Raw genomic sequence first — 14044 nt, forward strand, 5'->3', positions numbered from 1 at the left:
GGCAACGGGGTCGGTGGCACCGAGGGCCGGCGCAGTAGCGAATCTCCGAACTGCCGAAGCCAGCCAGGGCCCTGGGAGGGGGTCTGCCGCGGAGCCCCTGGGGCCGCGTCGGGGATCGGAACACAGTTGCTCCAGCCGATTCCGTCCTGCTGGAAATACCCCGGTCCACACATGCCCTGGCCCCTCGGGCCTGCCTGGGCATTGACCGCCGCCGGCAGCGCCGCGATGGCGCCCAGGAGCCATGGCACCACAAGCGCTGCAGGAATCCTCGAACCAGGCGCCGTCGGCTGGCCTGGGGAAGGAAGGCAGCGCAACGTCGGCACCTTCAGGGAAACGGCCACTGCGGAGGAGGCTACAGAGTGTGGTTTGTGCTCCTGCCGTGCACCCCCGTCTGCCTGTGGAACCTGGGGCAACCCAGGCGTGGGCTCGGGAGCGCCCTAAACCACCTTGCCTTTGGCTGCAGAACGAATCTTCAGGGCTCTGGCATTTCCCCCCTTGGCTGGATAGCGAACCGCATGGCGGATCAGCCACTGCAGGTCGGCGGAGGCACCCTCCCGCAGCCATCGCTCACAGGTGGCATAGACGAGATCCGGATGGTCCTTGGCGATGTCGCCAAGGTGGTTGGCGACGCTGCGGCGCACGTACAGGGATGGATCCTCCTTCAACCGTTCCAGGATCGGCAAGGTCGGCGTCGGATCGGCGACGAACGAGGCCAAGCGAGTCCCCCAGGGGAGCCTGGGCCGGGCCCCCTCGCTGCACAGGCGTCTCACATGCGGATTCGGATCGGTGACCCACCGGTTCACCTGCTCCAGCGTGCGCTGCTGCTGCTGGATCAGAAACGGGCGGATGGCGAATTCCGCGGTGAAGCGCGTGGTCAGTGCATGCAGGGCCAGCATCGACACCTCAAAGGGGTCGTTGCCGGCGTTGTGCTGTGCATCCTGCCCGTACTCAGAGATGAAGAAGCTATGGGGAAGATAGAAAAAGCCGGCCAATCCCATCGTTTCCGCATCCAGTTGCTCCGGCGTCAAGGACGCCATCAGAACCTGAACAGCCTCGGCATAGGTCCCAGGCAGGAATTGATGCAGCGTTCGGGCGATATGGCGGCCGCGCTGCATGATGGCGAGCGGTTCAAGGCCTGTCAGGGCGGTTGTACAGAATTGGCCGGCCGGGAAGGCTGAATCGACACACTGAATGTTGTGGGCCAGGCACTCAATGGCCGCCTGGCCAAGCAGATGCTTCAGGGGCGTGCCCTTCTGAATCGAGCTGGGCGCCGAAGGGATGGTGGGTGCGCGAGGCGTCATGGAGGCCCGATCCATGCCCATGCCCAGTGATGTGGGCCATTGGATCTGTGGCGTCAGGTTGGCACGGCGGCAAGATCGCTGGCCACCTGAGTCAGAATCGCATCCTGCTGGCTGAGGGCAATGAAGTGCCCGCCGCCGCTGATCAAATGCCAGATGGCGCCCGGGGTCCTTTCCGCCACCATCCTGTTGATGGGTTCCGGCACCAGCTTGTCATCCGTTCCCTGCCAGAAGTGAACCGGTCGGCTCACCGTGGTCATATGGAGAGTTAGGCACCATCACCCGAATACCTCAGCGTCAGGCGCAGCATGTCAAAGAGCTGTATTCCGTCCTGAAAGATGGGCTCAGGGTAGTTCTTGACAAAGAAGCCACGGTCAATGCTTGCAACCCGAAAACCATGCCGCTGGTAGAAAGCGAGTTGATAACCTGGGCTTCCCCCGATTCTGAGGACAAGTCGACAAGGGTCACGCCATGACCACCAGACTGTCCATCGATGACCAACCCAACCAAGACTCGGCGCCGATTCACGGCGCAGCAGAAGGTGGAGGCCGTGGAGCTCTGCCTGCAGGAGGGCCTCTCCTGCAATGCCGTGGCCCAGCGGCTTGGCCTTCCCTCCAGCAGCCTCGCTCGCTGGGTGAGGCAGGCCCGCATGGATCGCGGCCAGGCCGGACCCAGGGACCAGGGCCTGCTCAGCAGTGAGGAGCGCGCTGAACTCAGCCGGCTCCGCAAGGAGAACCGCGAGCTCAGGAGGGAGAAGGATTTTTTCAGGCTGGCGGCAGCGCACTTTGCCAAGGAGCAGCTGCCGCCGAGAGGTTTCGCCTGATCGACCAGCTCGCTGATCAGCATTCCATCTCCTGGCTGTGCCGGCAACTGGGCGTGGCCCGCAGTGGGTTCTACGCCTGGCGGCAGCGGCACGAGGCGCCGGGAAAGCGAGCGGCTGAGAACGCCCGACTCACCGCTGAGATCCAGGCGGTGTTCGGCGAGCACCGGGGCTTCTACGGCTCGCCTCGGATCCACCAGGAACTGCGCGCAGCCGGCCACCCGGTGGGACGCCGACCGTGTCGCTCGGCTCATGCGTCGTGCCGATCTGCGGGCCAGGACCCGAAAGGCGTTCCGGCCCTGCAGCAGGGCCAGCAGCGGAGCCGCTGGGGTGGCGGAGAACCTGCTGCAGCAGGACTTCCAGCCCCCGGCCCCGAACCGCTGCTGGGCCGGCGACATCACCTACATCCGCACCAGCGCCGGCTGGCGATACCTGGCGGTGTGGATCGATCTGTTCAGTCGCCGTGTGGTGGGTTGGACGCTGAATCAACGCATGGATGCCGCCCTGGTGATCGAGGCCCTCAACCGGGCCCTCGGCCACCGGCAGGTGGAGCCGGAGCAGCTGCTGATCCACACGGATCAGGGCAGCCAGTACCGGGCCAGCGACTACCGCGACCGGCTGGCCAAACACGGGATCCTCTGCAGCATGTCCGCCAAGGGATGCTGCTGGGACAACGCGGTGGTGGAGAGCTTCTTCTCCACCCTCAAATTGGAACTGGACCTCGATGACGATCGGGCAGTCCTAATTTCACCGCAGCAGCTGCAGCGCGATCTGGCCTTCTGGATCGAGGGCTACTACAACCGCGAGCGCCGCCATTCAACGGTCGGTTACCTGAGCCCGATCGACTACGAGCAGCGGTTCATCGCTGCATCTACACTCACCTTTGTGACCCCCTGATCGCTGTCCACGAAATCGGGGGAACCCCAGTTCCCACCTCCAGTTGCCGTGCGCCAGAGTTGCGAAAGAAATCAATTACCCATTTCAACAGCACTGTGCCGTATCCGGACTTCTGGCAGAACGGATGAACAGCGATGCTCATCAGCTCATGCGTGCCTTTGCCACGTGGCTGTACGACGCAGGCACCAACCACAACAGCATCACTTGAAGCAACGAAGCACTTTGATCTTGAAAGATAGGAGCGAATCTTCTCTTCTGAAGGGTCGGCAAGTAGCAGCAGCTCCACAGGAGCTTTTGTTGCAGGAACTTCTTGAATCAGTAGCGGCATGCTTACCTTTTCCCCAACGCTCCAGATTAGAAGCGGGGAGAGACCTTGGCTTTTGGCTTTCTCTCTGCTCCCGCCTTCTGCATCTTGATGTCATGCGGTTGGCTCACGACACCAAATCCTCGTAGATATTTCGACGCATCAGTACGCCGCGCAACATGAGGGACGGCTTGAGCTCAATATCAATCTCTCGGATGCGTACGAAACCCAATGCGCGATAGAACTTTTCTGCATTTAGACTTGAATTGCATTCAAAGGTCATCAGCCCTGCAGCGCATGCTGCACGGACGCAAACCGTAAAGACAGATCGGCCGATACCTCGTCTCGTCCAATCCGGATGTACCGCAAAATGACGAACGTGCCCAAGGCGTTGTTCAACGGTTTCCTTCCCCGGCTGTTCGGGACTCCAGCCGCCGCAACCGACCACTAATCCGGTTGGAAGTATGGCCAAATAGAACTTACCTGAGCTTAAAAGGGATGGGTTGGCCTTAGTCATCACCTGTAACGCGGGAGAGAGCACCTCTTCCTCGTAGGCGGACCTCATGAGTCTGGGGTACGAAGCGCGTAGCAGCTCGCTGACGGCCTCGGCGTCCTGAATTGTTGCGACCCTCAAATCGTAGTACAACTTCCCGTAAACTCCCGTCGATCATTGCGGTCCGGATAACGCTCGCCATCACCTGGCCGCAAGGTGTGCGCAGCGAAGAAGATAGCCTTGCGGTAGCGGCACAGGTGCATGGCGGTGTTAGCTGACCAGTGTCTTTACCTAGGGCGCTGGTGCTCCACGTAGAAGGCCTTCCACACTTAAGTCCTCATCAACATCTGGCCAGTGGATTCCGTAGCCAGCTCCTGCAATCTCCCAGTTATGACGCTCCTGGGATGTTGCATGCAGAAGCCTTGGAAACCAAGCCAACGGCACCGAGATAGATCGTCCATCAGCCAGGTCAACGATCAGCCTGTCCTCTGTCAAGACAACGTCTGTGACCAGCTCGCCAGGGTTAGCCATGAAACTCCTCCCATGCTTTCAGCAGGATAGCTCGGTTCAAGCTGACCAGCCGTTCAATCTCACGCAGCTCTCTGGCGCTATATCCAAGGCTCGAGGACAATGCCACAGGAACAAGCCAGACTTTGCATGAAGCCTTATCTCTGTCAACATGAACATGGGGAGGCTCATTTGGCTCGTGACTGTAGAAGTAGATCCTGTAAGGACCGCTTCTAAGGATTGTCGGCATCCGAAATTGCCACCATCACACCGACGATAACGACCACGGCCTTCCTGTGCAGCTAACGATTATGGATAGATCGTGCGCAGCCACGATCTTATCCGAAGTTGAACAAGCCTGCAACGATGGAGCCTGATGGCTTACTGCAGAAACATCCGGCCAGTTTTCAGGATATCTTTGGCTTTCTCCTGAGTGCAAATGCCTGCCGTTTGGGGCATCGTTGAACCTTGCCATGCCTCAGCCGAATCTAGAGCGCAGCTGAGCTGGCCGTTCAGTTCTCTGGAGCTGAACGGATCTGCTCAGTGTCTGCTGGCTACATTCAGGGATATCTTCCCAGCATTCTTGTCAGCCTCAGCACAGCAGCGGCGTCATCCCTCGTTCTCGCAGTGCGATGATGCGCATCTGTCCCTGGCACAGGGGGCAGAGCATAGGCGCTTTCTCGCGGGGAAGCTCTGGAATCGGCAATTCCACCCTGAGCAGCAATTGCACCCCTTGGATCAGTCGTTTGGCATTGCCATGCAGCAGGCCGTAATCCCGTACACGCCGGAAGCGTCTCGGCAGGACATGCCGCAGCAGCAGCCACAGAAACTCTCCGCCCGGTAGTGTGCGAACCTGGCGCGTTCCCTTGTTGTCCTGATAGCAGAAGCTGACTTTGCCCTCATGGTCGGCAATGATGTTCTTCTCCGGCAATACTCCACGGTAGAGGTAGCGCCCCAGATACACCAAGGCCTTTTCGCCCCTGCCCACCGATTTGCAGTTCACAATCCACTCTCTTGGCAGTGGAGTCTTGAGCCGCAAGCCCAGACGGCGCATCCCCTCGTACCATTTGGCGCGGAACACCCTCGCCAGGTTGCCGGCCGGGAACAGGTACCCTGCCACTTTGTCCCTCCACTGCCGTTTCTGCACGTTGATCGCACCTGCGGGCACAATCAGATGCACGTGGGGATGGTACTCAAGCCGCCGGTTGTGGGTGTGCAGAACGGCATGGGCGCCAATCTTCCCTCTCAGTTTCGGATCACGGCGGGCAAAGGAATCGATCGTTTCCCAGGCTGTTTTCAGCAGTAGATCATAGGCCAATCGTTGCTGCTGCCAGAAGATCTGCCTGAGTTCTGCAGGCACGGTGAAGGTGATCAGGAAGTACTCCACTGGCAGCAGCTTGGCCCGTTGTCGTTCGATCCACTGTTGACTTTCATGATGTTGGCAGTGTGGGCAACTGCGGTGTCCACAGGAATGGGGGATGCGGATGCTGTGCTCACAATCGGAGCATTGCAGCCGCATGACGTCACTGCCGCTCTGGCGGCAACGTCCCATCGCCTGCAGGGCCTGGCGGTGGCTTGGCAGCAGCTGATGGCCATGGCGGCGCTCCAGCTCACCCTGATAGCGCGCCACCAGATGGGAGAGGAGAAGCATCAGCCTTCCTCCCAACGAAGCTGGAAGCCGCTCAGCAGCGTCTCGATCCGATCGCTGGTGTGATCGCGCACCACATGGGTGATGTGGGCGTAACGCGCTGTGGTGTTGCTGTTGCTGTGGCCGAGCAACGATTGGATCAGGCGTAGATCCATCCCTTGCTCCAGCAGGTGGGTGGCATAGGCATGGCGCAGGGAGTGCACTGTGAGCCGTTTCTCGATGCCACACTCCTTGCGGGCGGCCTTGAGCGCGGGCCTGGACACCGCTGGCATCCATCGGTGCGCTCGCCATCCGGACGATGAACTGGCTTCCGGCCGGACTGGGGAAGAGCAGACGGGGGTGACGGTGGGTTGTCCAGAACCTGCGCAACGATTGGAGCGTGAGATCGGGGATGGGGACATAGCGATCCTTACCGCCTTTCGCATCGCGGAGGTGCACACGTCTTTGGCTGCCGTCAATGTCCGCCACCTCCAGTCCCAGGCCTTCACTGATTCGCAGACCCAGGCTGTAGACCGCCAGCAGGAAGATGCGATAACGCAACTTGCGTACCGTATTGATCAACGCATGCACTTCCTCTCGGGTGGGAATGTCCGGGAGAGTGCGTACACGGGGAGGGCGAATGATTTTGATCCACTCCATCTCGCGATCGAGCACATAGCGATGGAAGAACTGCAGGCTGCAGAGATCCACCTTGATTGTGCTCCATGAATACTGCTCCAGCAGAGCGGCAAAGTAGCTCTTTAACTCATCAGGGCTGAGATCATCGGGGCAACGACCAAAATGGCCGGCGACTCGCCGCAATGTTCGGCTGTAGCTATCAATTGTTTTGTCGCGCAAGCCATGCAGCTGCATGGCTTGCAGATTGGCATCAAACAGGCGATCAAAACGCTCCTGTTCTGCAGTATTCATCTCAGCAGCTTCCCAGCGGGAAGATGAAGGGGGAAAGCACATCCGAGGACGTGCATCCCTCAGTGTCTTCCCGACGGTCGCGCTCTCCTGTCGCTGCTCAAGACATGCTTGCAGTTCCGCGCCAGTGGCATGGCGCTAGAACCTTGGGCAGTCGGCTTGAAACTGAAGCAGTTCAGCTATGCTGTGGCTTGCAATCTGCCGCGTAGCGGCTTAGTTCAACTCGTCATTGGGAGGTTCCATGAACCACGCGCCTTCTGCCTCTCCATTCCGTGAATCGCGTCGAGGGATCGAACCGACATCCCCCTCAATCCATGGCGATATCGGTCTCCTCTGCTCAATACCCGCTCACGATAGCCATGGTTCACGGGTCCGATAACCACATGTTCCCAACGATACGAATCTCCTTCCGTGAGTCTGAGCCATTCTTAGGCAAGAGTCAGCGCCAAGGCACGAAATCAGGGTCTTCTGAACCTGCAGACGAGTTCTTCTACTGTTCAGCTGCAGGAGCTGGCTGCAGCAGTGGCGTTGACGTGCAGTCCGTCCACCGAAAACGCGCCCCCTACGGCTGAATCGTCACCGGCGTGCCCACTGCCGTGCGGGCGAAGAGCCACTTGGCTGTTGCCTGGCTGGTGCGGACGCAACCATGGCTGCGGCGCACCCCATAGCACTGGCGGGCAGCGTCCTGCCACGGGGCGGGATGGAGGCAGACGGCGTCCGGCCGCAGTCCGCCGCCAGCCAGACACATCACGTTGGGCACCACAGGGGTGCGGTAGTCGTCACCCACCAGGGGGGTGGCGGCGTACTTGGCGCCGATCACAAACCGCCCCATGGGTGTGGGCGACGCCGGCAACCCCGTCGAAACCAGGGCCGCATAGATCGTGGCGCCACTGGCATCGAAGGCCCGCAGTCGCTGTTCCGACAGGTCGATCACGATCGCCGCCACCACCTCAATGGCCGCCAGCACGAGGCTCATGGCCTCCCCCCTCAGCTGTGCTCCCTCAGAAATCCGATCGTTCCCTCCAGCTCCTCGGCGAAGCGGTCGATCTCTTCAGGAGTGGTGGTGAAGCCCAGGCTGGCGCGGGCGGAACTGGCCAGACCGTAGTGACGGTGCAGGGGCTGGGTGCAGTGGTGGCCGCTGCGGATGCAGATGCCGGCGGAATCGAGCAGGGCGGCGATGTCGTTGGCGTGCAGGCCTTCCACGCTGAACGCCGCTAACGCGGCCCGGTCGGGTTGCTGGTCCGGCGTTGGACCCAGGATCCGCACGCCGTCGATGGCCTGCAGCCGCTCGAACAGGCGCCGGGTGAGCTGCTGCTCCCAGGCGTGGATGCGCTCCATGCCCAGGTTCTGCAGGTAATCGAGGGCGGCGCCCATGCCGATCGCCTCACCGATCGCCGGGGTGCCGGCTTCGAACTTGTGGGGCAGATCGGCCCAGGTGCTGTGGTCCAGGTACACGTCGTGGATCATCTCGCCGCCCCCCAGGAACGGCGGCATCGCCTCCAGCAGCGCCTCGTGCGCCCACAGGAACCCCATGCCCGTCGGCCCGCACAGTTTGTGGGAGGAACCCACCAGGAAATCGGCCCCCAGGGCGGCCACGTCCACCGGCTTGTGGGGCAGGCTCTGGCAGGCATCCACCAGCAGCAGGGCGCCGGCCCCATGGGCCAGCTCGGCCACAGCCTCGATCGGATTGAGGCAGCCCAGGGTGTTGCTCACGTGCACCAGGCTCACCAACTTGGTGCGATCGCTGAGCTTGGCCTTGAAGTCCTCCAGATCCAGCTCGCCGCTCTCGGTGACGCCCGCATGGCGCAGCACGCAGCCCGTCCGGGCCGCCAGCAGCTGCCAGGGCACCAGGTTGCTGTGGTGCTCCATCACCGACAGCAGCACCTCATCGCCCTCCCGCAGGTTGGCGTCACCCCAGGTGCGGGCCACCAGGTTGATCGCCTCAGTGGCGTTGCGGGTGAACACGATTTCCCGGGCGCTGGCGGCACCGATGAAGGCGGCCACCTTGCCCCGGGCCGCCTCGAAATGGTCGGTGGCGCGGGCGCTCAGCTGGTGGGCGCCGCGATGCACATTGGCGTTGTCGAGGCTGTAGTACTGCTGCAGCGCCTCCAGCACCTGGCGCGGCTTCTGGCTGGTGGCGGCGTAATCCAGGTAGATCAGCGGCTGCCCCAGGCAGGCCGTCTGGGCCAGCAGGGGGAAATCGGGCCGGGTCTGCACCGCCAGGTCGGCCACCACCGGCGTTCCCGCCACCGACGGCGTCGCGATCCTCGGGGAGTTGGTGAAGGTCGGTGTCATCGTCCCTGCTCCCCCAGCAAGCTGGCCAGAGGCTGCCACGGCCGGGCGGCCTCGGGGAGTTCCTGCAGCACCTCCTCGCAGAAGCCGCGCAACAGCAGCCGGGCCGCCTGGTCGGCGGCGATGCCGCGGCTCTGCAGGTAGAAGAGCTCGTCCTGCTCCAGCCGGCTGACGGTGGCGCCATGGGCGCAGCGAACGTCGTCGGCGACGATCTCCAGTTCGGGCTTGGTGTCGATGCGGGCCCGGTCCGACAGCAGCAGGTTGCGGCTCAGCTGGGCCGCATCGGTGCGCTGGGCTGCACGGGGCACCTGCACGGCGCCGTTGAACACGCTGCGGCCCTGGCCGTCGGCCACCGCCTTGTGCAGTTGCTCCAGCCGCCCGTCCGGCCCCTCGAACACCATCTGGCTGTGGGTGTCGCTGATCTGACGGCCATCCGCCAGCTGCAGCGCCTTGAGGGCACTGTGGGCCGCCCCCTCGGACTGCACCAGCCGCGGCTCCAGCCGCCCCAGGGCCCAGCCGCCATGGGCGCTCACGCCGCTGTAGCGGCTGCCGGTGGCCTGCTCCAGCGCCACCGTGGCCAGCAGGCAGCCCGTGTCGGCGCCAGGCGCCAGCAGGCCGTGGCGCAGCTCGGCGCCCTCGCCCAGGCGGGCCTCCAGCACCACGCTGGTGAGGTTGGCGCCGCTGCTGCGGTGCACCTGAAGCACCTCCAGAGAAGCCTCGGGTTCCAGCACCAGCAGCAGCCGCAGGGGCAGGATCCCCTCGCCGTCGCCGGCATCGCTCACCAGCTCCAGGGTGGTGGCGATCGCGCCGCGCACCCGCAGGGCCAGCACGTTTCGGGCCGTGGCGCCGTTGAGCAGCACGGGCCAGAGCTCGGCGCTGCCGGTGGCGGCCAGCACCTGGCCCAGGATCGCGCTCAGTTCCTCGCCGCTGATGGGCTCCAGGCCCGCCGGCAGGGAGATCCCGGCCAGGGGATCGCTGAGGCCATCGAGGTTGAGGCGCAGGCTGCCGGCGGCCACCTCGGGCTGCGCCGCCGGGGCGGAGCTGAGCAGGGTGGGGCTCAGGGCGGTGAGCGGCGCCAGATCGGTGAAGCGCCAAGCCTCCACACGCCGTGAGGGCAGCGGGGTCTGCGCCAGGGCCTGGGCCGCCCGCGCGCGGCTGGCCGCCAGGGCATCGGCGCCAGCGGAGGCGACACCGGTGGCGTTCGCCAGCAGGGCGGCGACCCAGCCGCCGGGGGCGGCGCCGGCTGCGGTTATGGGGGTGGAGAGCGAAGCGGCCACCATCTCAGCCCACCTCCGCCGGTGTGCGCTCCAGGGACGCCAGTTCGGCGTCGACCCAGTCGTAGCCGCGCTCTTCCAGTTCCAGGGCCAGCTCCTTGCCGCCGGTGCGCAGGATCCGACCCGCCGCCATCACGTGCACGTAGTCGGGGGTGATCACATCCAGCAGTCGCTGGTAGTGGGTGATCAGCAGGGTGGCGTTGTCGGGGCCGGCCAGGTGGTTCACGCCACCGGCGACGATGCGCAGGGCATCGATGTCGAGGCCGGAGTCGGTCTCGTCGAGCACCGCCACAAGGGGCTCGAGCAGGGCCATCTGCAGGATCTCGTTGCGCTTCTTCTCGCCGCCGGAGAAGCCCTCGTTGACGCTGCGCTCCAGGAAGGCCGGATCCATCTGCACCACCTGCAGCCGTTCGCGCACCAGGTCCTCGAAGGCGAAGGTGTCGAGCTCCTCCTCCCCCTTGCCGGCGCGGCGGGCGTTGGTGGCCACCCGCAGGAACTCCAGGTTGCTCACCCCGGGGATCTCCACCGGGTACTGGAAGCCGAGGAACAGGCCGGCCCGGGCCCGCAGTTCGGGCTCGAGGCTCAGCAGGTCGTCGCCCATGTAATGCACCGTGCCGCCGGTGACGGTGTAGGCCGGGTGGCCCGCCAGCACCTTGGAGAGGGTGCTCTTGCCGCTGCCGTTGCGGCCCATCACCGCGTGGATCTCGCCGGCCCGGATCGTCAGGGACACCCCCTTGAGGATGGGCTGGTCCTCCACGCGGGCCGTGAGATCACGGATCTCGAGCAGTACGGGAGCGTCGGGGCGGATCACGGCGGGGGAGAAAAGGGCAGGAAGGGGCGGAGAAAGAAGCGGTGGGCCGGCCGGGGTGGCCGTGGGCCGGGATCAGCCGACCGAACCCTCGAGCTTGAGGGCCAGGAGCTTGTCGGCTTCAGCGGCGAACTCCATCGGCAGCTGGTTGAACACATCGCGGCAGAAGCCGCTCACCATCATCGACACCGCCTCCTCGAAGGCGATCCCCCGGCTCTGCAGATAGAAGAGCTGGTCGGCCGAGATGCGGCAGGTGCTGGCCTCGTGCTCGATGCGGGCATCGGGCTGCTGGGAGCGGATGTAGGGGTAGGTGTTGGCGGCGGCCTGGTCGCCGATCAGCATCGAATCGCACTGGCTGTAGTTGCGGGCGCCCACGGCCTTGGGGCCCAGCTGCACCAGCCCCCGATAGCTGTTGGAGGAGTGGCCGGCGCTGATCCCCTTGCTCACGATCGTGGAGCGGGTGCGGGGGCCCACGTGGATCATCTTGGTGCCGGTGTCGGCCTGCTGGCGGTTGTTGGTGAGGGCCACCGAGTAGAACTCGCCCACCGAATCGGCCCCCTGCAGCACGCAGCTGGGGTACTTCCACGTGATCGCCGAGCCGGTTTCCACCTGGGTCCAGCTGATGTGGCTGCGGTCGCCGCGGCACTGGCCCCGCTTGGTGACGAAGTTGTAGATGCCGCCCTTGCCGTTCTCATCCCCCGCGTACCAGTTCTGGACGGTGGAGTACTTGATCGAGGCGTCATCGAGGGCCACCAGTTCCACCACCGCCGCGTGCAGCTGGTTGGTATCGAACATCGGCGCCGTGCAGCCCTCCAAGTAGCTCACCGAGGCGCCTTCCTCGGCCACGATCAACGTGCGCTCGAACTGGCCGGTGTCGCCGGAGTTGATGCGGAAATAGGTGGAGAGCTCCATCGGGCACTCCACCCCCTTGGGGATGAACACGAAGGAGCCGTCGCTGAACACCGCCGAATTGAGGGCGGCAAAGTAGTTGTCGTTTCCGGGCACCACCGTGCCGAGGTATTTCTCGATCAGGTCGGGGTGATCCTTCACCGCCTCGCTGATCGAACAGAAGATCACGCCGTGCTCGGCCAGCTTCTCACGGTAGGTGGTGGCGATCGAAACGCTGTCGAACACCGCATCCACCGCCACGTTGGAGAGGCGCTTCTGCTCGCTCAGGGGGATGCCGAGCTTGTCGAAGGTTTCGAGCAGCTTCGGGTCCACCTCATCGAGGCTGGCCTTCTTCTCCTGCTGCTTGGGCGCCGCGTAATAGATGATCTCCTGGTAGTCGATCGGTGGATGGCCCAGGGTCGCCCAGTCGGGCTCCTCCATCTGCAGCCACTGGCGGTACGAGCGCAGACGGAAATCAAGCAGGAAGGCGGGCTCGTTCTTCTTGGCGGAGATCAGCCGCACCACGTCTTCACTGAGCCCCTTGGCGATCTTCTCGGTTTCGATGTCGGTGACAAAGCCGTACTTGTACGGCTGGCTCACCAGATCGCCGACGGTTGCGCTGCTCGCCATGGGGAAGGGGGCCGGTTCAGCCGGCGGTGAGGGACTGGACGTCTTCGAGACTGATGGTCTGCTGCTCGCCCCGGAAGGGGTTGTCTTCGGTGAGGAAGAGCATGCAGTGGCACTCCTTGCGCTCCCGCATCGGCACGCAGGGGCAGTTCCAGAACGCCTGGGCCACCTCGGCCTCCTTGTCCTCGTAGTGGCGGCAGGGGCAGAGGGCACCACCCAGCTCGTCCTTGTGGCGGGCCAGACCCTCGAGCACCACGGCGGTGACCCCGGGATCGCTGCAGAAGTAGGTGCCGGTGCGCTGGGCGTAGGTTTCCGCGAAACGGCGGATCACCTCCAGGCTTTCGGCACCGGCAGCAGGGGTCGTCGTGGTGGAGGCGTCGGTCATGGGCAGAGCGTCGGGTAGCGCGCACCGGTGGATCGAATAACGAAACACTTTGGTTTCGTTACTGCGGGAGCCTAAGGCACAGGCGTGGTCCGTTGACGGCATGGAGAGGTCATTGTGACGCCCCGGCGGGCACCACCGCCCGGCCCCCATTCCCCCGATGTGCGTGGCATGGTGTTTTGGTCAGACCACCCTCGTTTTGGTCAGACGTCCGTCATGAGCGCCCCCGCCCCGTCCTCCCCTGCCTCGGCCGGTCTCGCCGAAGGAGCTCATCCCACCCGGGATGCGGCCCTTTCCGTGCTGCTGAAGGAAGGTGAAGCGACGGCCTCCCAGCTGGGGGTGTCGGTGCAGGTCATGCGCCGGCACCTGCGCAGCCTCGAGGACGACGGCCTGGTGGAGGCCAGCTCCTCCCACGAGGGCCCCGGTCGGCCCAGCAACGTCTGGCATCTCACCGCCCTGGGGCAGGGCCGCTTCCCCGACGGCAGCGAGACCTTCGCCCTCGGCCTGCTCCACACCCTCACCGAAAGCCTGCCGGCGGACACCCTGGAACTGGTTCTGCGTCAGCAGGCCGAAGAGAAGGCCGCCGAGTACCGACGCCTGATCGGCAGCGGCCCCCTCGGCCAGCGGATCGAGCGCCTGGTGGAGCTGCGGCGCAAGGAGGGCTACGTGGCCGAATGCCGCCGCGACGACGACCCCGCCGCCATCGACACCACCGCCTGGGTGATCAGCGAATTCCACTGCTCAGTGATGCGCATCGCCGAGCAGTACCCCGTCGTCTGCGACCAGGAGCTGCGCCTGATCCGCCACACCTTCCCCGACTGTGCCGTCGAGCGGGTCCACTGGCGGCTGGAGGGGGGTCACAGCTGCGGCTTCCGCATCGCCCCCGTGGCCACCTGAGCC

The 14044-nt window shown here is 64.2% G+C and carries 17 protein-coding genes and 1 pseudogene; 3 read left to right on the forward strand and 15 right to left on the reverse strand.

Translation table 11 applies throughout. The features are described from left to right. Positions 1–437: 437 nt before the first annotated feature. Together CYAGR_RS07175 and CYAGR_RS07180 are read right to left on the reverse strand one after the other, a co-directional pair. Entirely contained in the window at positions 438–1301 is an 864-nt protein-coding gene (locus CYAGR_RS07175; RefSeq protein ID WP_043326768.1) for a DNA alkylation repair protein, read from the reverse strand. 53 nt (positions 1302–1354) lie between these two features. Further along, positions 1355–1558 (reverse strand): alpha/beta fold hydrolase, encoded by a 204-nt coding sequence (locus tag CYAGR_RS07180; RefSeq protein WP_043325540.1) that lies wholly within the window; start codon positions 1556–1558, stop codon positions 1355–1357. A 233-nt stretch (positions 1559–1791) separates the two neighbouring features. Here CYAGR_RS07180 and CYAGR_RS07185 point away from each other — a divergent pair, with 233 nt between their 5' ends. Together CYAGR_RS07185 and CYAGR_RS16435 are read left to right on the forward strand one after the other, a co-directional pair. Continuing rightward, the gene (locus tag CYAGR_RS07185) at positions 1792–2121 is read left to right on the forward strand and encodes a transposase (RefSeq protein WP_015109616.1); all 330 of its coding nucleotides are present in this window, start codon (positions 1792–1794) and stop codon (positions 2119–2121) included. Positions 2122–2370: 249 nt separating this feature from the next. Next, complete coding sequence (locus CYAGR_RS16435; protein WP_083891361.1) at positions 2371–3015, forward strand: IS3 family transposase; 645 nt, start codon at positions 2371–2373, stop codon at positions 3013–3015. On the opposite strand, the gene CYAGR_RS17025 is transcribed toward CYAGR_RS16435, so the two are convergent. From CYAGR_RS17025 to CYAGR_RS07230, 13 genes and pseudogenes are all read right to left on the reverse strand, one after another. Further along, complete coding sequence (locus tag CYAGR_RS17025) at positions 2996–3343, reverse strand: GNAT family N-acetyltransferase (protein WP_172637162.1); 348 nt, start codon at positions 3341–3343, stop codon at positions 2996–2998. The genes CYAGR_RS16435 and CYAGR_RS17025 overlap by 20 nt on opposite strands. A gap of 103 nt (positions 3344–3446) precedes the next feature. After that, positions 3447–3884 carry a GNAT family N-acetyltransferase gene (locus tag CYAGR_RS17030; RefSeq protein ID WP_083891433.1) on the reverse strand — a complete coding sequence of 146 codons (438 nt, stop codon included), beginning with the start codon at positions 3882–3884 and terminating at the stop codon, positions 3447–3449. Positions 3885–4103: 219 nt separating this feature from the next. Next, positions 4104–4343 (reverse strand): DUF2442 domain-containing protein, encoded by a 240-nt coding sequence (locus CYAGR_RS17035; RefSeq protein ID WP_071881565.1) that lies wholly within the window; start codon positions 4341–4343, stop codon positions 4104–4106. After that, positions 4336–4569 carry a DUF4160 domain-containing protein gene (locus CYAGR_RS17040; protein ID WP_015109139.1) on the reverse strand — a complete coding sequence of 78 codons (234 nt, stop codon included), beginning with the start codon at positions 4567–4569 and terminating at the stop codon, positions 4336–4338. Before CYAGR_RS17040 ends, CYAGR_RS17035 begins: the two co-directional genes overlap by 8 nt. Positions 4570–4911: 342 nt before the next feature. Then, positions 4912–5970, reverse strand: coding sequence for an IS91 family transposase (locus CYAGR_RS07195; RefSeq protein WP_015109140.1), 1059 nt, complete (start codon positions 5968–5970; stop codon positions 4912–4914). Continuing rightward, a complete protein-coding gene (locus tag CYAGR_RS19475) occupies positions 5970–6392 on the reverse strand; it encodes a tyrosine-type recombinase/integrase (protein WP_342662078.1) in 423 nt (140 codons plus the stop codon). Before CYAGR_RS19475 ends, CYAGR_RS07195 begins: the two co-directional genes overlap by 1 nt. Next, positions 6307–6918, reverse strand: a pseudogene (locus CYAGR_RS19085) (tyrosine-type recombinase/integrase); the annotation flags it as partial. The pseudogene CYAGR_RS19085 and the gene CYAGR_RS19475, both read right to left, overlap by 86 nt. A 517-nt stretch (positions 6919–7435) precedes the next feature. Then, the gene (locus CYAGR_RS07205; RefSeq protein ID WP_015109141.1) at positions 7436–7849 is read right to left on the reverse strand and encodes a L,D-transpeptidase; all 414 of its coding nucleotides are present in this window, start codon (positions 7847–7849) and stop codon (positions 7436–7438) included. Positions 7850–7860: 11 nt separating this feature from the next. Beyond that, positions 7861–9168 (reverse strand): SufS family cysteine desulfurase, encoded by a 1308-nt coding sequence (locus CYAGR_RS07210; RefSeq protein WP_015109142.1) that lies wholly within the window; start codon positions 9166–9168, stop codon positions 7861–7863. Next, the gene (sufD, locus tag CYAGR_RS07215) at positions 9165–10445 is read right to left on the reverse strand and encodes a Fe-S cluster assembly protein SufD (protein WP_015109143.1); all 1281 of its coding nucleotides are present in this window, start codon (positions 10443–10445) and stop codon (positions 9165–9167) included. Before sufD ends, CYAGR_RS07210 begins: the two co-directional genes overlap by 4 nt. 1 nt (position 10446) lies before the next feature. Continuing rightward, entirely contained in the window at positions 10447–11250 is an 804-nt protein-coding gene (sufC, locus tag CYAGR_RS07220) for a Fe-S cluster assembly ATPase SufC (RefSeq protein WP_015109144.1), read from the reverse strand. 72 nt (positions 11251–11322) lie between these two features. Beyond that, the gene (sufB, locus tag CYAGR_RS07225; protein WP_015109145.1) at positions 11323–12765 is read right to left on the reverse strand and encodes a Fe-S cluster assembly protein SufB; all 1443 of its coding nucleotides are present in this window, start codon (positions 12763–12765) and stop codon (positions 11323–11325) included. A 16-nt stretch (positions 12766–12781) separates the two neighbouring features. After that, positions 12782–13147, reverse strand: coding sequence for a ferredoxin-thioredoxin reductase catalytic domain-containing protein (locus tag CYAGR_RS07230; protein ID WP_015109146.1), 366 nt, complete (start codon positions 13145–13147; stop codon positions 12782–12784). 213 nt (positions 13148–13360) lie between these two features. Here CYAGR_RS07230 and sufR point away from each other — a divergent pair, with 213 nt between their 5' ends. Continuing rightward, positions 13361–14041 carry an iron-sulfur cluster biosynthesis transcriptional regulator SufR gene (gene sufR / locus CYAGR_RS07235; protein ID WP_015109147.1) on the forward strand — a complete coding sequence of 227 codons (681 nt, stop codon included), beginning with the start codon at positions 13361–13363 and terminating at the stop codon, positions 14039–14041. The last annotated feature ends 3 nt before the right edge of the window (positions 14042–14044 follow it).

The sequence above is a fragment of the Cyanobium gracile PCC 6307 genome, from assembly GCF_000316515.1.
Lineage (GTDB): Bacteria > Cyanobacteriota > Cyanobacteriia > PCC-6307 > Cyanobiaceae > Cyanobium > Cyanobium gracile.